The 23,780-nt window shown below is 34.7% G+C and carries 25 protein-coding genes and 1 pseudogene; 14 read left to right on the top strand and 12 right to left on the bottom strand.

Features of this window, described 5'->3' with window-relative positions; genetic code table 11:
* Positions 1–158: 158 nt before the first annotated feature.
* From J3U09_RS08270 to J3U09_RS08240, 7 genes and pseudogenes are all read left to right on the top strand, one after another.
* Positions 159–725: a pseudouridine synthase gene (locus tag J3U09_RS08270; protein WP_267357819.1), complete on the top strand. Its 567-nt coding sequence runs from the start codon at positions 159–161 to the stop codon at positions 723–725.
* A gap of 153 nt (positions 726–878) precedes the next feature.
* Positions 879–1,802, top strand: a pseudogene (ftsY, locus tag J3U09_RS08265) (signal recognition particle-docking protein FtsY); the annotation flags it as partial.
* Positions 1,803–1,811: 9 nt separating this feature from the next.
* A complete protein-coding gene (gene ftsE / locus J3U09_RS08260; RefSeq protein ID WP_267357818.1) occupies positions 1,812–2,471 on the top strand; it encodes a cell division ATP-binding protein FtsE in 660 nt (219 codons plus the stop codon).
* Positions 2,471–3,439: a permease-like cell division protein FtsX gene (ftsX, locus tag J3U09_RS08255; protein WP_267357817.1), complete on the top strand. Its 969-nt coding sequence runs from the start codon at positions 2,471–2,473 to the stop codon at positions 3,437–3,439. Before ftsE ends, ftsX begins: the two co-directional genes overlap by 1 nt.
* Before the next feature lie 163 nt (positions 3,440–3,602).
* Complete coding sequence (rpoH, locus tag J3U09_RS08250) at positions 3,603–4,463, top strand: RNA polymerase sigma factor RpoH (protein WP_267357816.1); 861 nt, start codon at positions 3,603–3,605, stop codon at positions 4,461–4,463.
* 168 nt (positions 4,464–4,631) lie between these two features.
* Positions 4,632–5,216 (top strand): DUF2975 domain-containing protein, encoded by a 585-nt coding sequence (locus J3U09_RS08245; protein WP_267332154.1) that lies wholly within the window; start codon positions 4,632–4,634, stop codon positions 5,214–5,216.
* 75 nt (positions 5,217–5,291) lie between these two features.
* Positions 5,292–5,501 (top strand): helix-turn-helix domain-containing protein, encoded by a 210-nt coding sequence (locus J3U09_RS08240; RefSeq protein WP_065733542.1) that lies wholly within the window; start codon positions 5,292–5,294, stop codon positions 5,499–5,501.
* 4 nt (positions 5,502–5,505) lie between these two features.
* Here the strand turns inward: J3U09_RS08240 and J3U09_RS08235 are convergent, their stop codons facing one another.
* A complete protein-coding gene (locus J3U09_RS08235) occupies positions 5,506–6,195 on the bottom strand; it encodes an aspartate/glutamate racemase family protein (RefSeq protein ID WP_267357815.1) in 690 nt (229 codons plus the stop codon).
* Positions 6,196–6,343: 148 nt separating this feature from the next.
* On the opposite strand from J3U09_RS08235, the gene J3U09_RS08230 reads away from it, so the two are divergent.
* The 3 genes from J3U09_RS08230 to cobB are packed head-to-tail and all read left to right on the top strand — an operon-like array spanning position 6,344 to position 8,721.
* Positions 6,344–7,183 carry a VanW family protein gene (locus tag J3U09_RS08230; RefSeq protein ID WP_267357814.1) on the top strand — a complete coding sequence of 280 codons (840 nt, stop codon included), beginning with the start codon at positions 6,344–6,346 and terminating at the stop codon, positions 7,181–7,183.
* Positions 7,176–7,982 (top strand): hypothetical protein, encoded by an 807-nt coding sequence (locus tag J3U09_RS08225; protein ID WP_267357813.1) that lies wholly within the window; start codon positions 7,176–7,178, stop codon positions 7,980–7,982. The genes J3U09_RS08230 and J3U09_RS08225 overlap by 8 nt, the downstream gene beginning before the upstream one ends.
* A 46-nt stretch (positions 7,983–8,028) precedes the next feature.
* Entirely contained in the window at positions 8,029–8,721 is a 693-nt protein-coding gene (gene cobB / locus J3U09_RS08220; RefSeq protein WP_267357812.1) for a Sir2 family NAD+-dependent deacetylase, read from the top strand.
* Here the strand turns inward: cobB and mtgA are convergent.
* Together mtgA and mobB are read right to left on the bottom strand one after the other, a co-directional pair.
* Entirely contained in the window at positions 8,718–9,410 is a 693-nt protein-coding gene (gene mtgA, locus J3U09_RS08215) for a monofunctional biosynthetic peptidoglycan transglycosylase (protein WP_267357811.1), read from the bottom strand. The genes cobB and mtgA overlap by 4 nt on opposite strands.
* Before the next feature lie 45 nt (positions 9,411–9,455).
* Positions 9,456–9,950 carry a molybdopterin-guanine dinucleotide biosynthesis protein B gene (gene mobB, locus J3U09_RS08210; protein WP_065563835.1) on the bottom strand — a complete coding sequence of 165 codons (495 nt, stop codon included), beginning with the start codon at positions 9,948–9,950 and terminating at the stop codon, positions 9,456–9,458.
* A 62-nt stretch (positions 9,951–10,012) separates the two neighbouring features.
* Between mobB and J3U09_RS08205 the strand changes: the two genes are divergently transcribed.
* Positions 10,013–11,044: a threonine aldolase family protein gene (locus tag J3U09_RS08205; protein WP_267357810.1), complete on the top strand. Its 1,032-nt coding sequence runs from the start codon at positions 10,013–10,015 to the stop codon at positions 11,042–11,044.
* Between the two features lie 115 nt (positions 11,045–11,159).
* On the opposite strand, the gene mobA is transcribed toward J3U09_RS08205, so the two are convergent.
* Positions 11,160–11,753 carry a molybdenum cofactor guanylyltransferase MobA gene (gene mobA / locus J3U09_RS08200; RefSeq protein WP_267357809.1) on the bottom strand — a complete coding sequence of 198 codons (594 nt, stop codon included), beginning with the start codon at positions 11,751–11,753 and terminating at the stop codon, positions 11,160–11,162.
* A gap of 229 nt (positions 11,754–11,982) precedes the next feature.
* On the opposite strand from mobA, the gene J3U09_RS08195 reads away from it, so the two are divergent.
* Together J3U09_RS08195 and J3U09_RS08190 are read left to right on the top strand one after the other, a co-directional pair.
* A complete protein-coding gene (locus J3U09_RS08195; RefSeq protein ID WP_065563832.1) occupies positions 11,983–12,252 on the top strand; it encodes a YihD family protein in 270 nt (89 codons plus the stop codon).
* A gap of 14 nt (positions 12,253–12,266) precedes the next feature.
* On the top strand, positions 12,267–13,010 hold the full coding sequence (locus tag J3U09_RS08190) for a DsbA family protein (protein ID WP_267357808.1): 744 nt from the start codon (positions 12,267–12,269) through the stop codon (positions 13,008–13,010).
* A gap of 76 nt (positions 13,011–13,086) precedes the next feature.
* Here the strand turns inward: J3U09_RS08190 and J3U09_RS08185 are convergent, their stop codons facing one another.
* The gene (locus tag J3U09_RS08185) at positions 13,087–15,054 is read right to left on the bottom strand and encodes a MacB family efflux pump subunit (RefSeq protein WP_220225369.1); all 1,968 of its coding nucleotides are present in this window, start codon (positions 15,052–15,054) and stop codon (positions 13,087–13,089) included.
* A 1-nt stretch (position 15,055) separates the two neighbouring features.
* Positions 15,056–16,246, bottom strand: coding sequence for an efflux RND transporter periplasmic adaptor subunit (locus J3U09_RS08180; RefSeq protein WP_220225368.1), 1,191 nt, complete (start codon positions 16,244–16,246; stop codon positions 15,056–15,058).
* A 587-nt stretch (positions 16,247–16,833) separates the two neighbouring features.
* Between J3U09_RS08180 and J3U09_RS08175 the strand changes: the two genes are divergently transcribed.
* Positions 16,834–17,088, top strand: a complete 255-nt coding sequence (locus tag J3U09_RS08175) for a YfhL family 4Fe-4S dicluster ferredoxin (protein WP_267357805.1) — start codon at positions 16,834–16,836, stop codon at positions 17,086–17,088.
* Here the strand turns inward: J3U09_RS08175 and ispH are convergent.
* From ispH to folE, 6 genes are all read right to left on the bottom strand, one after another.
* On the bottom strand, positions 17,085–18,035 hold the full coding sequence (ispH, locus tag J3U09_RS08170) for a 4-hydroxy-3-methylbut-2-enyl diphosphate reductase (RefSeq protein ID WP_220225367.1): 951 nt from the start codon (positions 18,033–18,035) through the stop codon (positions 17,085–17,087). The genes J3U09_RS08175 and ispH overlap by 4 nt on opposite strands.
* A gap of 1 nt (position 18,036) precedes the next feature.
* Positions 18,037–18,501 (bottom strand): signal peptidase II, encoded by a 465-nt coding sequence (gene lspA / locus J3U09_RS08165; RefSeq protein ID WP_065733549.1) that lies wholly within the window; start codon positions 18,499–18,501, stop codon positions 18,037–18,039.
* 102 nt (positions 18,502–18,603) lie between these two features.
* Positions 18,604–21,411, bottom strand: coding sequence for an isoleucine--tRNA ligase (ileS, locus tag J3U09_RS08160; protein ID WP_267357803.1), 2,808 nt, complete (start codon positions 21,409–21,411; stop codon positions 18,604–18,606).
* 38 nt (positions 21,412–21,449) lie between these two features.
* Positions 21,450–22,388 (bottom strand): bifunctional riboflavin kinase/FAD synthetase, encoded by a 939-nt coding sequence (ribF, locus tag J3U09_RS08155; RefSeq protein WP_267357802.1) that lies wholly within the window; start codon positions 22,386–22,388, stop codon positions 21,450–21,452.
* 187 nt (positions 22,389–22,575) lie between these two features.
* Positions 22,576–23,073, bottom strand: coding sequence for a hypothetical protein (locus J3U09_RS08150; protein WP_065563825.1), 498 nt, complete (start codon positions 23,071–23,073; stop codon positions 22,576–22,578).
* A gap of 17 nt (positions 23,074–23,090) precedes the next feature.
* Positions 23,091–23,747, bottom strand: a complete 657-nt coding sequence (folE, locus tag J3U09_RS08145; protein ID WP_065563824.1) for a GTP cyclohydrolase I FolE — start codon at positions 23,745–23,747, stop codon at positions 23,091–23,093.
* Between the last annotated feature and the right edge of the window lie 33 nt (positions 23,748–23,780).

Here is a 23,780-nt window from a genome sequence, read left to right as displayed (position 1 = left end):
TGCCGAACTCAGAAGTGAAACGCCGTAGTGCCGATGGTAGTGTGGGTATTACCCATGTGAGAGTAGGGTGCCGCCAGACTTTTAAATTAGAGCGAAAGCCCAGCAGCAATGCTGGGCTTTTTTGCATTCTAAGGTTATTTAATTCTTCTGAGGATAGAATGAGTTCATTAATAGCTTTTAATAAACCATTTAATGTCGTGACACAGTTTTCTGCTCATGAAAAATATCAGACATTAAAAGATTATATATCCATGCCTAGATTTTATTCTGCTGGTCGTTTAGATACTGACAGTGAAGGATTATTATTACTGACCAATGATGGTAAATTGCAGTCTAAAATTAGTTCTCCAAAATTTAAATTACCTAAAACCTATTGGGTACAAGTTGAAGGGTTAATTGATAAGCAAGCGATTGATAAATTAATCAGCGGTGTACAATTGAAGGAATTTCACACCGCACCTGCAATCGTGGATTTTTTAGAAGAGCCTATTAATTTATGGCCACGAGTCCCACCCATTCGAGAACGCAAAACAATTCCCACTTCATGGATAAGTATTACTATAACAGAAGGAAAAAATCGACAAGTTAGAAGAATGTGTGCCGCCGTTGGATTTCCTTGCTTACGTTTAATTCGAGTTCAGATTGGCAAGTATAATTTATTTACTCACAACCTACCCCAAGGCGAATGGCGATCTATTACTCTCAACGATCTTTATATTAAATAATTAAATTTAATTCACGATCCTTAAAAGATTCAAGGATCAAATAGATCAATAATATGACTCTCTTTGATCGAATACGTTGGGCTTTATAATAAAATAAGATAAAATGATCATTGATATTGATCATGGGATAAGTTATTTATGATTGAACAAAAAAAAGAAGGTTTTTTTTCTCGTTTAAAAAAAGGTCTTTTTAAAACTAAACAAAATATAGGATCTGGTTTTCTTAGCTTATTTAAAGGAAAAAAGATCGATGATCAACTGTTTGAAGAATTAGAAGAGCAATTGATCATTGCTGATGTTGGTTTCGATACCACACAAAAATTAATAAGCACATTAACACAACAAGCTTCAAGAAAAGAATTAAAAGATGCTGATGCATTACATGATCTATTAAAAAATGAAATGAAATCTATTTTAGATGGTGCTCAACAACCTCTAAACATAGAAAGCCATAAACCTTTTGTTATATTGATGGTTGGTGTAAACGGTGTTGGAAAAACGACGACAATTGGCAAATTAGCTCGTCAATTTCAACAACAAGGTAAATCAGTTATGCTTGCAGCTGGCGATACTTTTCGCGCTGCTGCTGTTGAACAATTACAGGTTTGGGGTGAACGTAATAATATCCCAGTAATCGCACAACACATTAATGCTGATTCTGCATCGGTAATTTTTGATGCCATTCAAGCTGCAAAAGCGAAAAATATTGATGTATTAATTGCTGATACTGCAGGACGTTTGCAAAATAAATCACATCTGATGGATGAATTAAAAAAGATTGTACGAGTAATTAAAAAACAAGATGAAACTGCTCCTCACGAAATCATGTTAACAATAGATGCAGGAACAGGCCAAAATGCTATTAGTCAAACTAAATTATTTAATGAAGCTGTTGGTGTAACAGGGATGACATTGACTAAATTAGATGGTACTGCGAAAGGTGGTATTATATTCAGCATTGCTGATCAGTTTAATATTCCAATCCGTTATATCGGTGTCGGTGAAAAAATAGAAGACCTAAGACCATTTGTTGCTGATGATTTTATTAACGCACTGTTTGATGAAGCAGAAGAATAGAGATAAATCATGATTCGATTTGAACGTGTTAGTAAAGTTTATTCTGGTGGAAAGCCAGCTTTGCAAAATATAACATTTACTTTATCGCAAGGGGAAATGGCTTTCTTAACAGGCCATTCAGGTGCAGGTAAAAGCACATTAATGCGTTTGATTTGTGGTTTAGAAAAAGCGAATGATGGTAAAGTATTACTTAATGGTGTTGATGTTTCTCGTTTAAAGAAACATCAAGTGCCGTTTTTGCGTCGTACAATAGGTATGATATTTCAAGATCACCAATTATTATTAGATCATACTGTTTATGAGAATGTGGCTTTTCCATTAATCATTTTAGGAAAGCCAGCCGAAGAAATTAAAAGACGAGTTTCAGCAGCATTAGATAAAGTTGGATTGATTGATAAAATGAAATTTTATCCAATACAGTTATCTGGCGGGGAGCAGCAGCGCGTAGGAATAGCTCGAGCTATTGTTAATCGCCCAACCGTATTACTTGCTGATGAACCTACTGGTAATTTAGATGATAAACTTTCAAAAGATATATTGAAATTATTTGAAGAGTTTAACCAGACTGGTGTAACTGTACTGATGGCAACGCATAATATGGGGCTTATTCGTCGAAAACATCATCTAATACTCAATTTAAATCAAGGACGTTTAGAGGTTAAAAGTTGATGATAAAGGCCAAGATTAAACCATCTAAACAAAAAAAGAATAATAGCTTTTTAGGGCGTTGGAAAAGGCAGATTGGCTATGCATGGCATAATGTATTTAACTATTTTTATCAAAATATATTTGCCTCTTTGCTGACTATTTTTGTTATTGCTATTTCAATTACTTTACCGACAATAGGCTATTTACTATTGAAAAATGCAAATCAAGCAGCAGAGCAATGGTATCCAACTCCTAACGTAACAGTTTATATAAACAAAACACTAACGCCAGAGCAAACTAATAATTTAATTGACCAATTTAAAACGATTCCTGAAGTTCAAAATGTGACTTATCTTTCTCGAGATGAAACACGCGATGAATTCAAAACTTGGTCAGGATTTGATGATGCACTTGATTTGCTTGCTGACAATCCATTGCCTGCAGTTGCTATTATTTTTCCAGTTGAAGAAGCTAAGCAGACTAATAAATTACACGATCTACAAGCACAATTACGAAATATAGATGGTGTCGATGATGTACAGCTTGATGACAGCTGGTTTACGCGATTAACGGCATTAACCAATATGGTCAAATCAATAGTATGGACGATTTCAATCTTTATGATCATTGCTGTGTCACTGGTTATTGGGAACAGCATTCGGTTAAATATATTTGCTCGCAGGCAAACGATTACGGTTATGCAATTGATTGGGGCAACGGAAGGCTTTATTTTACGACCATTTTTATATAATGGTATTTTTACTGGATTAATTAGTGCTATTTTGGCTTTGGTTCTATCGAAAGTATTTATCCTTCAAATAGATTCAACCATGTTGCATGTATCGGATGTTTTTGGAACAATAGTTAATATAAATGGTCTTTCATGGGATGAAAGCTTATTAATTATTTTATTCTCAATGATTATAGGTTGGTTTTCAGCATTTATTGCTACTAAAAAGTATTTGAATAAAATGGTTATAGCTTCATAATGATGGATTAAATATTTGCCATTTTTACCAGATCCTACATAATAAAAATTATGATAAAAATGTGAACTAAATCACATTTTAGTGGTCTAAATTAAAAGAAAGAATTTAAATTGTTACACAAGTAAGATGTAACAAAATTAGTCTAATTTAAGGGGGGAATTAAATGAGTACTGATTTAAAAATGCAAGCAGGTGCTTTAATCCCACAAGGAAATATTGAATCATATCTTCGTATGATAAATACTTATCCGATGCTAACAGCTGAGGAAGAAAAGTCTCTAGGTGAAAGACTTTATTATCATGATGATGTTGATGCAGCAAGACAATTAATTTTGTCTCACTTACGCTTTGTTGCGCATATTGCGCGTGGATATTCTGGTTACGGTCTACCACAAGCTGATTTGATTCAAGAAGGTAACATTGGTTTAATGAAAGCGGTACGTCGTTTTAATCCAGGAATGGGAGTACGTTTAGTCTCTTTTGCGGTACATTGGATAAAAGCTGAAATTCACGAATACGTACTAAAAAACTGGCGTATTGTAAAAGTCGCAACCACTAAAGCGCAAAGAAAATTATTTTTTAATTTGAGAAAAAATAAACAACGTTTAGGTTGGTTTAATAGTGCTGAAGTTGATATGGTTGCTGATGAGCTTGGCGTAAGTCGTAAAGATGTACTAGAGATGGAATCACGAATGTCAGCGCAAGATATGTCATTTGATATTGATAGTGATGACGATGATAATTCAATTGTTGCTCCTGCGCTTTATTTAGAAGATGTTAATTCTGATTTTTCTAAATCAATTGAAAATGATAATTGGGAAAATGATGCAACTGATAAATTACATGATGCATTATCTCAATTAGACGAGCGTAGCCAAGATATTATTAAAGCGCGTTGGTTAGATGCTAATGATAGCAAATCAACATTGCAGGTTTTGGCTGATAAATATAGTGTTTCGGCTGAGCGTATACGCCAACTCGAAAAAAATGCAATGAAAAAACTACGTGTTGCTATTGAAGCATAAATAATTAGTTAATTTTTTGAAGCCTTGCCGTTAAACAGCAAGGCTTTTTTATAATCACAAATAAGTGAATAACGATAAATTATTATCGTTTTATTTTAATAAATTGTTGTTTTTTTATTTCCCTCAGCTTATACTCTATTTGGTAAATTTAACCAAAAGGAAATAAAAATGAACACAGATATAGCTAAAAATCAGACTCGCTTAAATCAATATTGTAAATTGATGTCAGTATTAATTTTGATCCCTATCTTATTATGTATGCTGATTGGAACGATATCGCCTTTGTTATTTTACTTTTTTGATAAGAACAATATTGGGTTTGGATCGGATGGATATTCTTTTTTCATTTCCACGACAATGGATGATAGCATCGACATTTCTACAGACCTAAACTTTTGGCAAGCTGCCTTAGCAACACTTATTGATACCGGCAGAATTGTTATTTTAATTTATGCTTTTAATCAACTACGATTAATGCTGGTTAATTTTGCGCAAGCAGACTATTTTTCTGTTAAATCAACAAAATACTGTTATAACTTTGGTAAATTTTTGGTGATTTGGGCGGTAATGGGTGTACTTTCAGAACCGGTAATAACGGCAATATTAAGTTACAATCAACCTGAGCGTTATTTTACGGTATCGTTTACTAGCGAAGATTTTATGACATTACTTTTAGCAATCAGTATTATGCTAATTGGTCAGATCTTAAAAAAGGCCTGTCAGATCGCTGAAGAAAATAGACAGTTTATCTAAATATGGCATATAAATAATAACGTTGAGTACGATACAATGACGTTAACCTAGAAAACGATTTAATAGGATCTTAATGTGGCAATTATTATAAATTTAGATGTAATGCTGGCTAAACGCAAAGTTAAATCCAAAGACTTGGCAGCCGCAATCGGTATTACTGAACAAAATTTATCATTACTAAAGCAAGGTAAAGTAAAAGGATTCAGACTGGCAACCCTCGAGGCAATCTGTAAACACTTAGATTGCCAACCGGGTGATATATTAGAATATACTGATAAAGAGTAAATGATTAACTTATTGCAAATAACGCGGCTTCCTCGGCATGCAATAAAGCGGTATCAAAAAATGGCGTCAGGCAATCTGCCTGTTGGATTAACAAGCCAATTTCAGTGCAACCCAGTATAACGCCTTGTGCTCCTTGCTTAACAAGTTTATCAATAATATCAAGATAAGCTTGTTTAGCACTTGGCTTAATTATGCCATGGCAGAGTTCATCATAGATAATTTGATTGATGATCATTCTATCTTGCTCATCAGGAATAAGCACTTTTAAACCTTTATTAATCAGTTTTGATTTATAAAAGTCTTGTTCCATCGTATATTTTGTTCCAAGTAAAGCAACGGTTTGAATATTTTCTTTGATTAAGTGCTGTGCCGTAACATCAGCAATATGAAGAATGGGAATATCAATGGCAGCTTTAATCTGATCTGCGACTTTATGCATAGTATTAGTACAAATCACGATGAAATCTGCCCCAGCTAATGCTAGTCTTTTCGCTGCATCAATTAAAATAAGCGCACTTTTATCCCACTCACCATTGGACTGACAATGTTCAATTTCTTGAAAGTCGACACTATATAAAAGCGTCTTGGCTGAATGTAATCCTCCTAATGATTTTCCTACCATTTGATTGATCACTTGATAATAAGTTACGGTACTTTCCCAGCTCATTCCACCGATTAAACCTATTGTTTTCATTTTATTCATCCTTAACGTACTAAATCATAATACAACTTCTTTAAGATAGATTTTAATTTATTATTAAAAGTTTATGTATCTCTTCTCTCAAAAAGATAGTACTAATGTTATAATTTATCTTATTGGAATTTAAGATAAAAAACAATTAATGTCTAAACCTTTATCCAGTTATCATCCCTTACTTTATTGGTTAAGGGTAAATCAGCGTCGCTTGTTTCGTCATTTGTTTTGGTATTGTTCTTCACGTCAATATAGCTTAAAACGTAGTCATGATTTACGTTTACCTTTTCGCTATAAAAAACATACCTCTAAATTAATACTTCGATTGGGTAACAGCGATATTCAGCTTCAATACAATAAAGTCACAAACCTAAAAATTGCCGTTGATTCGTTAAATGGAATCTTAATTAAACCTGGTGAATATTTCTCGTTTTGCCGATTAGTCGGAAAACCAACTAAAAAGCGAGGATTTTTGAATGGAATGGAACTTTCATTTGGTGTAGCTCGTTCCGGTATTGGTGGTGGTATATGTCAGATTAGTAATCTAATTCATTGGTTAGCTCTCCATTCAGAACTCCAAATAGTCGAACGAGCAAATCATAGCTTTGATCCTTTTCCTGATGATGGTCGAGTGTTGCCTTTTGGTTCGGGTGCCGCTGTTTTTTATAATTATATTGATCTTATTATTTATAATCCTACCGATAAAACATTTCAAATTATGCTTTATGTTGGAGAGCACCAACTAGAAGGTGAGCTATTATGTGATGAAGAAAGACTATACAGCTATCATGTTTATGAAAAGCAGCATGCCTTTATTAAAAGGCAAGGTGTTATCTATAGAAAAAATGAAATCTGGAGAGATACCATGACCAAAAACAATGTCGGTGGTGCCCCGGCATGTATTCGTTCTGAAATGATGTATAAAAATAATGTAATTGTAAAATACGAAGTGAATGGAGATTTGATAATAAATGGAGAAAATGAGTAAATATCTATTATTAATACCAATAATGTGTTTAGTTTTATCTTTTTCATGTTTTGCTGATTCAAAAGTGATTCATGTTGTTGTCGCTTTATGTGATAACAAATATCAGCGAATAGCTCCGGTTCCTAAAGCAATTGGTAATGGTCAAGATCCAAAAAATAATCTTTATTGGGGGGCGACCTATGGTTTTAAAACCTATTTTGATAAACAAAAAGAGTGGCAACAGATAAAAATAAATAAACCAGAGAATAGTAAAATTTTGGAAGAAATAATTTATAAACATAAAACAAAAGATGTCTATATTATAGCACAGGCTTATGATGGTAAATATATTGATGATGCTGTTAATGATTTTATAACCTATTCAGCTGGGAAGAAAGAAGCGTCTTATTCAATCGATAATACTCAAATTATCGCAGGGGGAAAAGCCAATTTAGTTATTTATATTGGTCATGACTCCTTAATGGAGTGGTCATGGCGAAATTATTTACCCGATAATTTACGCTGGGACACTTTGCCCAAAAATGTACAAGAAAAACAAAAATCACGCTATGCAGCAGTATTTGCTTGTAAAAGTCAGAAATATTTTACACCACCACTATCTCGTTTAGGTATTAACCCGTTGATCTTAACCTTGCACCGTATGGCGCCAGAAGCTTATAGTATTCATGCTATGATCAATAGTTGGTTGGATGGTAAATCAAAAGATGAAATAAAATTTGAAGTAGCAACAGCTTATAGTCAATATCAAAAGTTAAGCAAACCAGCCTTACATATATTTACGACAGAATATAGTCAATAATCTGTTTCATTGATAATAAGGCTTATTAATAAGAAGGAAGATAGATATGCTGCAAAAACCTAAATTTGTTATCTTAACTGGTGCGGGTATTTCTGCGGAATCTGGACTATCGACATTCCGTGCACAAAATGGATTGTGGGAAGGGTATGATGTTAATGATGTTGCAACCTATGAAGGTTATAGTCGCGATCCCATTGCGGTCCATTCTTTCTATAATATGCTACGAAAAAAATTACAAAGCCCTGAGGTAAAACCAAACTTAGCGCATTTTGCTTTAGCTGAGCTTGAACATAAGCTCGGCAGTGAAAATGTATTAATTGTGACACAAAATGTTGATAATCTTCATGAGCGGGCGGGTTCTAAAAATATTATTCACATGCATGGCGAATTATTGAAAGTTCGTAATGAGCAAACCGGGCAAATTATTGATTGTCATCAAGATGTGGATTATGTAAAAAATAAGCTTATTCGTCCTCACATAGTATGGTTTGGTGAAACCCCATTAGAGATGAATAAAATTTACCATGCGCTTTCACAAGCTGACTATTTTATTTCGATTGGTACATCGGGCAATGTTTACCCGGCAGCGGGTTTTGTAGAGGTTGCTAATCAATCGGGGGCAAAAACTGTTGAGCTCAATTTAGAGCCGAGTTTGGGGGAAAGTTTATTTCAAACCAAAATTTACGGCCCAGCAAGTAAAATTGTGCCTGAATTTGTAGAAACATTAAGCGTTAATTAATTAAGTTTCTTCAAATATTTTTTCGTATCTAAATTTTCCATTTGGCCTAGGATCCATTTTGCTTTTTTTTGTGTAAGGATATTAGGATTAACTGGACTCCATTTTCTAGGATTAGGTAAAATTGCAGCCAGTAAACTAGCTTGCTCTTTGGTTAATTGCTTTGCACTGACACCAAAGTAGTGGTGTGAGGCGGCCTCAATACCAAAAATCCCTTCCCCCCATTCAACGCTATTTAAATAAATCTCAAGTGTCCGTTGCTTTGACCAAATAAGCTCAATCCAAACTGTGAACCATGATTCAACCCCTTTGCGGATCCAATTTCGCGATGACCATAAAAAAATATTTTTCGCAACTTGCTGAGTGATGGTACTGGCGCCACGGATTTTTCTATTATTTTTATTATAATTTAGCGCACGGTTTATTGCCTTAAAATCAAATCCCCAATGATTGGCAAATTGCTGATCTTCAGCAGCTATAACGGCAATCTTAATATTATCTGAAATTTGATCCCAATCTTTCCAAATTCGTTGTTGATTAATATTCCAGTTAGCGATCTTTCTTTCGACCATCAGCATGGAACCCCAAGGATTAACCCAACGCATAAGCAGAATAAGAAAAACAGAGAAAAGCATTAATCCAATTAGGACTTTCTTGGCAATGCTTATAGTTTTTCTTAGTCGAAATTTCATAATGATAATATTAGTTAAAAAAACAGTTAAGTAAAATACGATATATTAACGGCAAAATAAATAATTATTTATAAAATTCACAATTTGCTCTGGTTGATTAATATCTAATACAGGTAAAGATGTTATTAACGGCTCATCGCTAGCAACAGCAATGGTAAAATCATCAATAAATAATGGTTTTTGACATTGTTTTAGATGACACATAATTTTAGGAATTTGTTCATCTTTAAATCCCTCAATTAATATCACATCAACATCGGTAAACCGATTAATAAGCGTTTTTAGATCTGCTGGGGTATCTGGTGTTTCTTCAATCAATGCGTAACGTTTATCGCAGGCAACAATAGTTTGTAATGCCCCCGATTTGCGTAGCTCATAACTATCTTTACCAGGGATATCTAACTCAATATCATGATGGGCATGTTTTAATGAACCTACTTTAATATTTTGCAAAACCATTAACTGAATAATCTTTTTTAGCAAAGTGGTTTTACCACATCCACTATATCCAGTAATACCAATAATTTTTTTATTATTCATAGATTCTCAACAATAACGTGCTATATTTAAACGTAAATATTATTTTATACAAGATTAATGATATGTACGATTTTTTAAATGATTATAATCAAACAGTACACCCTAAATTGTTAGAAGAATTTATCAATATCAATAATAAAAAGTTGATTGGATATGGCTTAGATGATTGTTGTAATGATGCAATCGATCAGATTAGGAAAAGATTAAAATCCCCGAATGCAGACATACATTTTATAGCTGGTGGGACAATTACCAATTTAACAACCATTTCACATATACTAAAACCATATCAGGCTGTGATTGCAGCGGAAACCGGACACATCAATGTGCATGAAACGGGTGCAATTGAAGCCACAGGGCATAAGGTTGTAACGGTGAAAACTGAAGATGGAAAATTAACACCAGAATCCATAAAACCTGTTTTAGATTATCATTGTGACGAGCACATGGTTCAACCAAAGCTCATATACATTTCCAACACTACCGAATTAGGTACCCTATATACCAAACAAGAGCTAAAAAAACTGTATCAATTTTGTCAAAAAAATCATTTATATCTTTATTTAGATGGTGCGCGTTTAGCTATGGCATTAGGCGCTAAAGATAATGACATTACTTTCCCTGATTTAGCCAAGTATACCGATGTATTTTATATTGGTGGCACTAAAGTTGGTGGTTTTGCTGGTGAAGCGTTGGTATTTAACAATCATACTATTAATCGCGACTTCCGTTTTAATATGAAACAAAAAGGAGCAATATTAGCTAAAAGTTGGATTATAGCTGTACAATTTAAAGCGTTAATGCAAAATAACCTTTATCTTTCATTAGGCAAACATAGCAATATGATGGCTGAAAAACTTACAAACTTATTTGAAAATGAGGGATTCACCTTTGCAGCCAAACCACAAACCAACCAGCTGTTTGTCAATTTACCGAATCAATTAGCCAAAAAAATTACTTCACGTTATGCTGTGGATAATTTAGGGCAAAGTGATCCAAACCATATTTGTTTACGTTTTTGCACTTCGTGGTCAACACAAGAAGTTGAAATAGAAAGCTTTGCTCAAGAATTAAAAAAATTGCTTAAAAAATGACAGTAAGTTTTTATCTATCAAACTGTTAATAATTAAAATATAAAAAAAGTTGAGGAACGGGGTTTTTAAACAAAAAAATCAATAAGCTAATGCATAAAAAGGCTCGATTTGTGATTTATTTATTCGCCTCAATTGCCAAATTGGCACTTTCTAGCATATCAACTGTATTAATATTGATAAAACTAGTAGGCGTATCGCTAAAATCAACAGCAGTTGCATGAATCTTCTTTAAAAACAGAATCAGTTTGCGATCACCGTTTTCTAAATATTTTTTTAGTTGAGCAATGACAGATTTATTGATTAATAAAATGGTTGGATGATTATCCTTACCATCAAAAGGAAAAATAGCTTGATGAGTAGCTGAAAATTTTGCTAATCGAGCGAGCAAATCATCTGGTAAAAAAGGGGTATCACAACTAACAAATAAGTTCCAATCTGTATTGCTTCGTAATAAGCCACTATAGATTCCGGCAAGCGGCCCTAAAAATCCTTTTAAATCATCACCAAAAATAGGGTAGTTTAGCGAGCCATACTGATCAGCATGCTGATTACAATTAATCATTATAAAATCGACTTGAGGTTTGATGCGATCAATTACATGTTGAAAAAGTGGTTTCCCAGCTAATAACATCAAGCCTTTATCCACACCATTCATGCGGTTACTCTGACCACCAGCTAAAATAATAGCAGTAATAGGCAGTTTTTCCATAAATTCTTTCTCTTTTACATTGCCAAAAAGCAAAATAACATTACTATATAGCAAAGTTATTTTTTAGACATAAAATATACTTGTTTATGAATCTTTTAAATGGACAATTTAAATTTAAAGCCGAGTATATACTAGAAGCTTATTAATATATAGATTGTAAGGTAAAGATTAACATAAAGGTTTATGTCATCATCTATCAACTTAGTTGAATAATTAAAAGGTAGTTATTATGAAATGTCATCGTATTGATGAGTTAATTGAGTTATTACAACCAGCTTGGGAAAATGATTCAGATCTCAATTTATTACAGCTTTTAGATAAATTGGGTAAAGAAGCTGGTTTTGATGGTAATTTAAAAGATCTTAGTGATGAAGTTTTAATTTATCATTTAAAAATGCGTAATTCAGATAAAAACGAAGCTATACCTGGATTAAAAAAAGATTATGAAGATGATTTTAAATCAGCAATATTAAAAGCTCGCGGAATTATTAAAGAATAAGGAGAATAAATTAAATGAAAAAAACGCTTATTGCTATTGGAGTATTATTAACTTCTATAACCTGTTTTGCGCAAGAAGCGCCGGCAGATAATAAAAATGATACTCAACCCGCTACAGCAAATGTTGCTGAGCAGCTAAAACCGATTGAACAAGGTGAACAATATGGAGTTTTACCATTTGAACCCTCTCCAGATAAAGAGGTTGTAGAGTTTTTCTCATTCAACTGTCCTAGCTGTTTTAAATTTGAAAGCGAATATCATGCAACAGACGCGATTGCTAAAGCTTTACCAAATGGTACTAAATTTAAACGTTACCATTTAGAAAATTTTGGTCCATTAGCTAAAGAGCTAGCTGAAGCATGGGCGGTGGCTAATGTATTAGGTATTGAAGATAAAGTGTCAGATGCTCTTTATAAAGCAGTGCAAACCGAGCGTAAATTAAAAACTGCTGATGATATTAAAGCTGTCTTTGCTGACTTAGGTGTTGATGCTGAACAGTTTGATAAAACCAAACAAAGTTTTTTAGTTAAAGCGTTTATGACACAACAAACTGAGGCCTATAATCAATTAACACCGGAGTCAATTCCAACTGTTGTGGTTAATCGTAAGTTTTTTGTGAACTCGCGTGGTCTTAATACTAAAAATACCACTGATTATGTCAAAGATTATGCGAGAGTTACTGCCTACTTAGTGGATTTAGATCCGCATGTTAAGGTAGAAAACGATAAAAAAACTGAAAGTGAAGAACAAAATAATTAATTTTTAAACAGTTATTAACAAATTGTCATCCCTTTGCAGTTTATCGTGCAAAGGGATTTTATTTTAACAGCGCTTTTTATTCTCTTTCTAATGCATAAATTGGATCAAGTTTTGCGGCTCGTTTTGCTGGAAAATACCCAAAAATTATGCCAATTATACTTGAACAGCTAAAGGCAGCAATAATTGAAATGATTGAAAAACGCATTGCAAATATTGTGACAAAATAATTAAAAATTCCACCGACCATAAATGATAATAAAATACCTAATGTTCCGCCGATTAGACACACTAATACTGCTTCGATTAAAAACTGTTGCAGTATATCACTTGAACGTGCACCCACTGCCATGCGTACGCCAATTTCTCGGGTTCTTTCTGTGACGGATACTAGCATGATATTCATAACACCAATCCCACCCACTAACAGTGAGATAAATGCAATGGCTGAGATTAATAATGTTAATAGCCAAGCCGAAGAATTAACTGTTTCGCGGATGCTATCTGAATTAAAGATAAAAAAGTCTTTAACACCATGCCGTTGTATCATGATTTTATTAATCGCTTGTTCAGCAACTGATAAATCAACATTATCATTAATCCGAACCGTAATACTTCTTAACGATGTTTGTCCAACCATGCGATTAATGACAGTGGTATAAGGTAACCAGATATTAAGACTCTCATTATTACCAAATCCCTGTTGTTGTTTGGCGGCAACACCAATTATTCTTACCGGTAATTGACCCACCATAAGAATTTTTCCAATTGGATTTTCATTCTTAAATAACTGTTTAACGGTATTTTCATCGATAACGGCATCTTGTGCTGATGATGCAACGCTAGCTTGGTCAAAAGCAATGCCTTGGGTGATGTTATAACCACGAACGGCAAAAAATTGCTCTCCCACACCATTTACTGTACCAGTCATCGCCAAATTTTTGACTCGAAAATAGACTGATGTTGCCAGATTTGGGGTTGTGCTATGAACAAAATTCTGTTTCGCTAAAAAGTCAGCATCGGATGAGCGTAGGGTGGTAATTTTATCTGCATTACGATCCCCAAATCCGCTACCGGGATAAATCTCTAGCGTGCTTGTTCCTAATGAGTTTATATTCGAGAGTATTTTTTGTTTTGTACCTTCTCCTAATGCAACCATGGAAACGACAGAGGCTATGCCAATGATGATACCAAGCATGGTTAGAAAAGTGCGTAATCGTTGAGAACGCATCGACAATATCGCCATATTAAAGGCGTCTCGAAAACGATTGTATTTAGCTTGAAAGTTGTCTTGGGTTTTAGTAGTTTCGATCTGTTTAACTTGGCGATTATCTTTTTTTTCTTCTACCTGATAATTAGGATTGATTGAATCTGAGATAATATTTCCGTCACTGATTTCAATAATTCGCTCTGCACTTTGGGCAATATTGCTATCATGCGTTACAATAATCACAGTATGCCCTTGTTTATGAAGTTCTCGCAAGATAGCCATAACTTCTAATCCGCTTTTACGGTCAAGTGCGCCTGTTGGCTCATCTGCTAAAATAACTTGTCCGCCATTTATTAAGGCTCGAGCAATACTGACACGCTGTTGTTGACCTCCTGATAATTGACTGGGTTTATTACTAATTTTATCTTCAAGCCCTAAACGCGTTAATATTTCAATAGCTCGTTTTTTTCGTTGTTCATTAGTGATTCCTGCATAAATGGCGGGAATTTCAACGTTACCTTGTGCAGTTAAGGCGCTTAATAAATGATAGCGTTGAAAGATAAATCCAAAATGTTCACGACGTAATTCAGCTAATTCATCGGGTGATAATTTATTGGTGGTACGACCTCCAATGGTATAGACCCCCGAGCTTGGTTTATCTAAACAACCTAAAATATTCATTAACGTCGATTTGCCTGAGCCAGACGCACCAATAATGGCAACCATTTCACCGGCATTGATCGTTAAATTGATATTTTTAAGCACTTGTATGGTTGAATCACCGGCTGGAAATTCACGAACAATATTCTCAAGTTTGATAAGTGGATTATTTGTCATATCAAAATCTTATCCTCGGCGTGCGTCCATTAGGATTAAATAATGCGCCATTGTTACTACCAATAATGACGACTTCACCTTCTTTAAGTCCCGATTTGATTTCCACATTGATATTATTATTGATACCTAGACTGACTTCTCGTTCTTCAACATTATTATGTTGATCAAGTAGATAAATAATCGCTTTATTATCTGCTAAATTTTTTTGAACAGCTTGGGATGGAATAGTCAGTACATTTTTCGCTTCAGCTAACACAATATATACTTGAGCTGTCATTGAAATACGTAAAAGATGATCAGGATTATCAACATCAAATAAACCATTGTAGTAAATTGCACTTTTGGTGGTAGATGATGCGCTTAACGTAGAGTTTTCAGTATTAATTGAGTCAGGTGCAGGCTCAATCGATCTTAATGTTAATCCCTCAAACCGCTTGTTTGGTTGTCCTAATATAGTGAAATAAACGGGCATACCTTTTTTAACACCAATAACATCGGCTTCCGAAATTTGTGCTTCAATGGTCATTTTATCTAATTGAGCGACTTTAACGATAGTCGGAGCACTTTGTACCGAGTTTACCGTTTGCCCTTGGTCGACAGGAATGGCAACAATAACACCATCAATTGGTGAGCGTATTTTGGTATAACCTAAATTAACTTTTGCAGTATCAACCGCCACTTGAGCGCTAACAATATCTGCATCAAGTGCTGCAATATCAGCTTTGATTGCATCAAGATCGGCTTTTGCTGAATCTAAATCTGATTGGACACCAACCCCTTTTTTAACCAGTTTTAATTGGCGTTCATAAGTTAGTTGATAGTTAACTAATTTTGCTTGCTTAGATGTACGCTGAGCTTCCAAGCTGTTTAATTTTGCTTCAGATTGTTTGAGATCGTTACTTTGTTTAAGATCATCAATCTCAGCTATCATATCTCCCTGCTTAACTTCATCGCCAAGTTCAACATACAATTTTTTGATTTGTCCAGAAACTTGTGCACCAACACTAACTTGTTTAAAAGCGCTTATAGTGCCATCAGCAAGAACCGTTTTCTCAACATTTCCTTTCGTTACTGGCGACGTAATATAATTAACGGCCTGCTCTGAAGGAAAAAAAATTAATTTTCCTAAATAAAGCACAACTAAAGTGGCAATAAAGATAACGATATATTTGAATCTAAAGAATTTTGCCAATTTTTCATCCTTTCGTTTTTGTTATTTTTTGAGCATTGTATCGTATTAATTTCATTTGCAATGATAACTAAAGATAATAAATTGTAATTTTTATGAAAATTTTTAACTGTATAACATATTAAAGATATTTCTGAATTGATAGAAAAATCACCTTTCTTTCAATATGTACTTAAAAATTTAATTATAAATATCATTAGATAATCATACATAGGAATACCTGTTTATTGCACAAAAAAGTAGGCAATTCCTAATTAACTTACTAATGAAAATTAGTGAAGCTTTGAGCCGTTCCTTTGTTCAATTTACTAATAAAACTATTTTCGCGTCAAGCTGATAAGTTTCTAAAATAATTCTAAAATTCCAATAACTATTTAGGTGGATAATCTGATTAGGAACACTTATTTTGATATGCATTAGGCTTTAATTTCCAAATTTATGCAATTTTAGACCTTCAAAAACCCCGTTCCTCAAAATTTTTTGCAAAAGTTTTGTCAATACTCAATGTAAATGTAGATCCGTATTAGGATTTATTTAGGATTGCGTTATAATGGCGCAAATTTTTTATTCGTTAAAGATATATTGTAGCAATGGCGTTAAAAATAACTGATAAGTGTATTAATTGTGATATGTGTGAACCTGAATGTCCAAATGAGGCCATTTCAATGGGGTTCGATACTTATGAAATTGATCCAAATAAATGCACTGAGTGTGTCGGTTATTATGATCATTCTACCTGTCAACGCGTTTGTCCAATTCAAAATGCGATTATTGCTGATCCAGAGCATGTTGAAACTCAAGACGAATTATTGCAAAAATTTAAGCAACTAACGCACTTTTCTTAATCAGTTGTTTTAACTTCTATACGTAACTCTTTGGGAATTTCAAAAGTAATATTTTCTGAAATACCTTCGGTTTCAATCATTGATGTGCAACCTAAACTTTTTAGATGCTCAATAACTTGTTTAACTAAAATTTCTGGGGCAGAAGCGCCAGCGGTTACGCCAATAGTTCGGGCATTTTCTAGCCATTTAAGATTAATGTCTGAGGCGTAGTCGATTAAGTAGGCATTTTTGCTGTTTCGTCTTGCAAGCTCTGCTAATCGACTGGAGTTTGATGAATTTTTAGATCCAACCACTAAGACAATATCGGCTTGAGATGATAACTGCTTAACTGCTTGTTGGCGGTTAGTGGTGGCATAACAAATATCGTTTTTACGAGGGCTACGAATATTGGGAAATCGATTTTTTAACGCTTCAATGATTTCTGCGGTATCATCAACCGATAAGGTTGTTTGTGTTGTAAAACAGAGATGATTGTCATTTTTTACTTGCAAGTTTTGTACATCTTTAATTGATTCGACTAAATAGATTCCACCAGCTGGATTACTATATTGTCCCATCGTGCCATCTACTTCAATATGGCCAGCATGACCAATAAGAATAACCTCTTCACCTCGATAGCTTGCTCTGGCGACTTCCATATGAACTTTAGTTACTAAAGGGCATGTTGCATCGAATATTCGTAGCTGGCGACGTTTGGCCTCATCACGAACTGTTTTAGATACGCCATGGGCAGAAAAAATAAGGATACTGTCGTCTGGGACATCATTGAGATCTTCGATAAATATTGCGCCAAGTTCTTTAAGACGGTTAACTACGTAGCGATTATGTACAACTTCATGGCGAACATAAACAGGAGCACCAAATAGCTCAAGCGCGCGTTCAACGATAGTAATAGCTCGATCTACTCCAGCACAAAAGCCACGAGGATTAGCGAGTATAATCTGCATATTAGTCAGTCTTTTTAGCATAATTGCTTAGGATGTAAAATCCAATACCTAAACAAATCGCACAATCAGCAATATTAAAAGTTGGGTAGTGCCAATCACCAAAATTGACATCTAGAAAGTCGACAACAAATCCATGGTAAAGACGGTCAAATAGGTTTCCTAATGCACCACCTAAAATTAATGCTAATGAAAAATTTTCTAATTTTTGCTTATGGTTACTGCGATATAACATATAAACAATTACGACACTAACAGCAAAAGCTACGGCAGCAAGTATCCATCGTTGACCTTCAAAAATACTGAAAGCTGCGCCAATATTATGTACATAGGTGATAGAGAAGAAGGGTAAAAGATTTACAGATTCAAATAAGTAAAAATTATTTATAATCCAGAATTTACTTGCGATATCGATAATAAAAACTACAACTGCAAATAATAACCAGTGAAGTCCGTTATCTTTTTTCATATAATTTATGCTCATTATTATAATACCGCCGACAATCGTCGGCGGTAAGTGTTCTTAATTGCTATAAAATTATTTTTATAGCCCTATTTATTTTTATATCACTTAGGCAAAATGTCTAACTTCACCATTACCATGAATGTTTTGTTCACAACGTTTACATAAGTGAGTGGTTGGGTTGTTATCAACTGTAAAATGCCAGCAACGAGGACATTTATCGCCTTGTGCTTTAGCAAGCTCAATTTTAAGACCTTGAATATCACTTTGTACCGCATGTTGTGGTGCATTTTCTAAAGGTTTCACCGTCGCTTGTGAAGTCAGTAATACAAAGCGTAATTCGTTTTCTAATTTAGCGAGTGCTGTTGCTATTTCGCTATTAGCATAAAGGGTTACCGCTGCTTCAAGTGATCCCCCGATAACTTTATCATTACGGCCTTGTTCTAAAACTTTATTGACTTCACTTCGAATAGCTAAGATTTGAGCCCAATAAGCACTGTTTAATGTTTCACTATCTGATAAGGTAAATAGCAAGGTATACCATTCATCTTCAAATACAAATTCAGATTTTCCAGAAGCAGGTAGATATTGCCAAATTTCATCAGCAGTGAATGATAAAACTGGTGCAATCCAACGAACCATCGCTTGAGCGATATGATATAACGCAGTTTGACAACTATGGCGCGCAACACTATCGCTTTTAGCTGTATATTGACGATCTTTGATAATATCTAAATAGAATGAGCCCATTTCGATTGAGCAAAATTGCATAATACGTTGTACGACTCTATGGAAATCGTAGTTTTCATAAGCTTGAATGATTTGCTCTTGAGCTTCTTTAGCTATACTGACAGCCCAACGATCAAGTACTACCATATCTTCTGGTTTAACCATATCTTTAGCTGGATCGAAACCATTTAAGTTAGCCAGTAAGAAGCGTGCGGTATTACGAATACGACGGTAGCTATCGGCTGCACGTTTAATGATTTCATCTGAATAACTCATTTCGCCTGAATAATCAGTCGATGCAATCCACAAACGTAAAATATCTGCCCCAAGTTTATTCATCACTTCTTGTGGGGTCACAATGTTACCAAGTGATTTAGACATCTTACGTCCTTGTCCATCGACCACAAAACCGTGAGTTAATACTTGTTTATACGGTGCTTTGTTATCAATTGCCGTTGATAGCATTAATGAAGACATAAACCAACCACGATGCTGATCTGAACCTTCTAAGTACATATCGGCTTCGTGTCCTGCAAATTCAGGACGCACGCCAACCACTGAGTAGAATGTTGAGCCTGAATCAAACCATACATCTAGTGTATCGGGCACTTTACGATAATCATCAGCATCAGGACCTAATAAATCTTTAATATCGGCATCCCACCATGCTTGGATACCGTTTTGTTCAACCAATTTAGCCACTTTCTCAACTAGTTGTAGTGTGTCTGGATGTAACTCTTCAGTTTCTTTATGCACAAATAGCGTCATAGGCACGCCCCATGTGCGTTGACGTGAAATACACCAATCAGGACGGTTCGCTACCATAGTTTCAATTCGAGCTTGTCCCCAATCTGGAATCCAACGAACTTGTTTGATCTCTTTTAGTGATTGAGCACGTAAACCTTGTTTATCCATACTGATAAACCATTGTGGTGTTGCACGGTAGATAACAGGTGTTTTATGTCGCCAGCAACAAGGATAGCTATGTTCAATATTTTCAAAGTGTAGTAAAGCATTGCGTTCTTTTAATAGTTCAACTACCACTTTATTGGCTTTGAAAACAAATAAACCATCTAAACCAACACCTGTTCCAGGTAAATAACAGCCATTGCCACCAACTGGGTTAGCAACTTCAAGCCCATATTTTTGGCCAACTAAAAAGTCTTCAACGCCGTGACCAGGCGCCGTGTGCACTGCACCTGTACCTGCGTCAACTGTCACATGTTCACCAAGTACAATTGGTTCATCAAACTCAAGGAAAGGATGTTTAAAGCGTAACAGCTCAAGTGCATCACCTTTACAGCTGCCAAGTACTTTCCATTCTGAAATTTCGGCACGTTTCATGACTGATTCGACCAGATCAGCGGCTAAAATTAAGCATTCTTTATCGTTTATTTGTACTAGTTGATACTCAAATTCAGCATTTAAGGCAATACCTCGGCTGGCAGGTAATGTCCAAGGTGTTGTCGTCCAAATCACGGCATAAATAGTTAGGTCGGTATTAACACCAAATTTACTTGCAACAGCTTGGTTATCTACGGCTTTGAATTTTACATCTATTGCGGGCGATGATTTATCATAATATTCGACTTCAGCTTCCGCTAAAGCTGACATACAATCTGTACACCAATAAACTGGTTTAGCACCTTTGACTAAATGCCCATTTTGAATCACTCTACCTAAAGCACGAATAATATTCGCTTCAGTATCATAGTCCATTGTACGGTATGGATTTTGCCAATCCCCAAGCACACCCATGCGAATAAAATCAGCTTTTTGTAATTCAACTTGTGAAGCAGCATAATCACGACAAATTTGGCGAAACTCAGCTGGTGTTACTTTTACACCTGGTTTACCGACTTGCTCCTCGACTTTTTGCTCAATCGGCAAACCATGACAATCCCATCCTGGAATATATGGGGAGTCATAACCACTTAAGCCTTTTGATTTGATAATAATGTCTTTAATTATTTTATTAACGGCATGACCAATATGAAGTTTTCCGTTTGCATAAGGAGGGCCATCATGCAGAATAAAAGCCTTTTTGCCTTTTTTGCCTTGACGGATCTTGCGATAAAGTTCTTTATCGTACCAATTTTGCAACATCGCCGGTTCACGTTTAGCAAGATCACCTCGCATAGGGAATCCGGTTTCCGGTAAATTCAATGTGTTTTTATAGTCTGTCATGCTGATTTATTCCAGTTAATTTTTGTTGAAACTACTTTTTAATTGGTTAATTTTGCACTGATCTGTTTCGCAGTGCAAACATCTTGTGCAATTTGTTGTTTTAAATCGGTTAGCGAATCAAATTTTTTCTCGTCGCGTAACTTATGAACGAATATAACGTCTAAATATTGTCCATAAATATCACCTGAAAAGTCAAATAGATTAACCTCTAAAATAGCCTTTTTGCCCTCAATGGTTGGTCTTATACCGATATTGGCAATGCCATGATAATGCTGATTACTACAACAGTTTTTGACTTTTACAAAATAGACGCCTTGTAAAGCGGGTTTTTTTCGATTTAAATGAATATTGGCTGTCGGTAATCCTAATTGTCTGGCTAACGCATTGCCATGAACCACTTTCCCCTCAATGGCGTAATCACGGCCTAAAAGGCAATGAGCCAATTTAAAATCACTATTAAATAATGCTTCACGAACAGCCGTACTGCTGATCCTTAAATCATTCCAAACAAACGTAGGCATACTTTCTACTACAAATTGATTGTTATGAGTATATTGTTGTAAAAGATTAATATCACCTTTACGCTCACGACCAAATCGGAAATCATCACCAATAACAATATATTTAGCTTGTAATTTGTTTATCAACCAATCTTGAATAAAATCTGGGGCTGACATATTGGCAAAGGTTTGGGTAAATGGCACCGCAATAATATAGTCGATACCCAATTTTTTAATTAATTCCACTTTTTCTTTAAAAGACGTTAACCTAGCGGGAGCATTTTGTTTGCAAAAAAACTCTAAAGGTTGAGGCTCAAATAACATAACCACTGTTGGTAAGTTTAATTTCTTACTTTGTTTTATTAAATGGTTAATTAATTGTTGGTGTCCTAAATGCACGCCATCAAAGTTGCCCAATGTAAGTACACATTGAGTAAATTGATTGTTTAAATTATCAATACCGCGAATGATCTTCATGAAAGCGTGCTATTAATTGTGATGTTTTAACTAAAATAGCTGTGAATTATACCAATCTTTCTTAAAGATGCACGTAATATAAAGTTGATTTTCGGTTGTATTTGATTTTGGGATTTTGATGAATAATCAATTCCCATACGACTGTCACAAAAATCCACTGAATTTAGATTGGCGTGAATTTGGTTTGTTACCAAAAAATCCGACAATAAGCCAGTTCTTTTGCCCGTTTTTTATATTCAGCTTGTTGCTCATTAGGAATAAAAAAACGGTTTTTTTCTATCTCTTCGCACTCTTTTACATCGCGTTTAATGTGCTCTGCTTCTTCTTTTGAAATTCGAAAGAAATGGGTATTAAATATACCGATTTTTGTATCATCATCCATAGTCACTTTGTTTTCTAAACCAAAATTTCTTTCTGATGGATAAGCCAGTCCGTCGAAATAGTCTTGTGATTTTGTGAGTTTTCGCATCGCAATGGTTTGACCATTACCATAAACGTAGTTTTCATTGATAAAGTAATTGTCTCCTTGTTTACTTATTTCAACAAGATTGGCGATCGACGCCGTATGTTTATAATCCGGACCGCCTTCAACCCAAAAACCAATAAATTTATCATTATGATTAGATTCCTGTTCAGAACATGCTGTAATAAACAGTATCATAAACATGAGTGATAAATATTTCATTCAATATCCTTATATTATTAATGATTTAATGCGCGCAAAAACTCTTGTCGGGTGCTTGGATTCGTTTTAAATCCTCCACCTAATGCGGTCGTGGTCGTTAAACTATTGGAATCTTTAATACCTCGAGCTTTAACGCAATAGTGTGTAGCGTCAATTGAAACAGCAACATTAACTGTTCCTAATAGCGTCTGTAGTGCCACCAAAATTTGTTGGGTTAATCTTTCTTGCACTTGCGGGCGCTGGGAAAAAAATTCAACAATCCGATTGATTTTTGATAAACCAATCACTTTATCTTTTGGGATATAAGAAACGGTGGCTTTACCGTCAATGGTCACAAAATGGTGCTCACAAACACTGGTTAAAGTAATATCACGAACGGTAATCATTTCATCAACCTGCATTTTGTTTTCAATCAGGGTGATTTTGGGAAAGTTATGATAGTTAAGTCCGGAAAATATCTCATCAACATACATTTTTGCAACGCGATGCGGAGTTTCAACAAGGCTATCATCACTCAAATCAAGTTCCATAAGTTTCATGATTTCTCGGAAATGCGCTTCTATTTTTGCTTTCCGTTCGCTATTGTCCATAGGTAAACGACATGATGGGGTTTCAAGATTTTTAGCTGCTAGTGCTTTTTTGACCTCTTGTGCTGCAGGACTTAATTCTGTCATTTATTTGATACTCAGACGAAAATAGATATCAGT

It is taken from the genome of Gilliamella sp. B2889, from assembly GCF_026536885.1.
GTDB classification, from domain to species: Bacteria; Pseudomonadota; Gammaproteobacteria; order Enterobacterales; family Orbaceae; genus Gilliamella; species Gilliamella apicola_E.
This window is presented reverse-complemented; position numbering and strand designations above follow the sequence as displayed.

What these genes read in the sequence shown, in the direction of transcription:
- cobB (WP_267357812.1), top strand. Translation starts at nt 8,029, where the DNA reads ATGCTGCAAAAACCTAAATTTGTTATCTTAACTGGTGCGGGTATTTCT.
- mobB (WP_065563835.1), bottom strand. Translation starts at nt 9,950, where the DNA reads ATGAATAATAAAAAAATTATTGGTATTACTGGATATAGTGGATGTGGT.
- mtgA (WP_267357811.1), bottom strand. Translation starts at nt 9,410, where the DNA reads ATGAAATTTCGACTAAGAAAAACTATAAGCATTGCCAAGAAAGTCCTA.
- ribF (WP_267357802.1), bottom strand. Translation starts at nt 22,388, where the DNA reads ATGAAGATCATTCGCGGTATTGATAATTTAAACAATCAATTTACTCAA.
- J3U09_RS08230 (WP_267357814.1), top strand. Translation starts at nt 6,344, where the DNA reads ATGTCTAAACCTTTATCCAGTTATCATCCCTTACTTTATTGGTTAAGG.
- J3U09_RS08270 (WP_267357819.1), top strand. Translation starts at nt 159, where the DNA reads ATGAGTTCATTAATAGCTTTTAATAAACCATTTAATGTCGTGACACAG.
- lspA (WP_065733549.1), bottom strand. Translation starts at nt 18,501, where the DNA reads ATGAAAAAAGATAACGGACTTCACTGGTTATTATTTGCAGTTGTAGTT.
- J3U09_RS08235 (WP_267357815.1), bottom strand. Translation starts at nt 6,195, where the DNA reads ATGAAAACAATAGGTTTAATCGGTGGAATGAGCTGGGAAAGTACCGTA.
- J3U09_RS08190 (WP_267357808.1), top strand. Translation starts at nt 12,267, where the DNA reads ATGAAAAAAACGCTTATTGCTATTGGAGTATTATTAACTTCTATAACC.
- J3U09_RS08205 (WP_267357810.1), top strand. Translation starts at nt 10,013, where the DNA reads ATGTACGATTTTTTAAATGATTATAATCAAACAGTACACCCTAAATTG.
- J3U09_RS08225 (WP_267357813.1), top strand. Translation starts at nt 7,176, where the DNA reads ATGAGTAAATATCTATTATTAATACCAATAATGTGTTTAGTTTTATCT.
- J3U09_RS08195 (WP_065563832.1), top strand. Translation starts at nt 11,983, where the DNA reads ATGAAATGTCATCGTATTGATGAGTTAATTGAGTTATTACAACCAGCT.
- ftsE (WP_267357818.1), top strand. Translation starts at nt 1,812, where the DNA reads ATGATTCGATTTGAACGTGTTAGTAAAGTTTATTCTGGTGGAAAGCCA.
- J3U09_RS08185 (WP_220225369.1), bottom strand. Translation starts at nt 15,054, where the DNA reads ATGACAAATAATCCACTTATCAAACTTGAGAATATTGTTCGTGAATTT.
- ileS (WP_267357803.1), bottom strand. Translation starts at nt 21,411, where the DNA reads ATGACAGACTATAAAAACACATTGAATTTACCGGAAACCGGATTCCCT.
- J3U09_RS08175 (WP_267357805.1), top strand. Translation starts at nt 16,834, where the DNA reads ATGGCGTTAAAAATAACTGATAAGTGTATTAATTGTGATATGTGTGAA.
- J3U09_RS08245 (WP_267332154.1), top strand. Translation starts at nt 4,632, where the DNA reads ATGAACACAGATATAGCTAAAAATCAGACTCGCTTAAATCAATATTGT.
- mobA (WP_267357809.1), bottom strand. Translation starts at nt 11,753, where the DNA reads ATGGAAAAACTGCCTATTACTGCTATTATTTTAGCTGGTGGTCAGAGT.
- ispH (WP_220225367.1), bottom strand. Translation starts at nt 18,035, where the DNA reads ATGCAGATTATACTCGCTAATCCTCGTGGCTTTTGTGCTGGAGTAGAT.
- rpoH (WP_267357816.1), top strand. Translation starts at nt 3,603, where the DNA reads ATGAGTACTGATTTAAAAATGCAAGCAGGTGCTTTAATCCCACAAGGA.
- folE (WP_065563824.1), bottom strand. Translation starts at nt 23,747, where the DNA reads ATGACAGAATTAAGTCCTGCAGCACAAGAGGTCAAAAAAGCACTAGCA.
- ftsX (WP_267357817.1), top strand. Translation starts at nt 2,471, where the DNA reads ATGATAAAGGCCAAGATTAAACCATCTAAACAAAAAAAGAATAATAGC.
- J3U09_RS08150 (WP_065563825.1), bottom strand. Translation starts at nt 23,073, where the DNA reads ATGAAATATTTATCACTCATGTTTATGATACTGTTTATTACAGCATGT.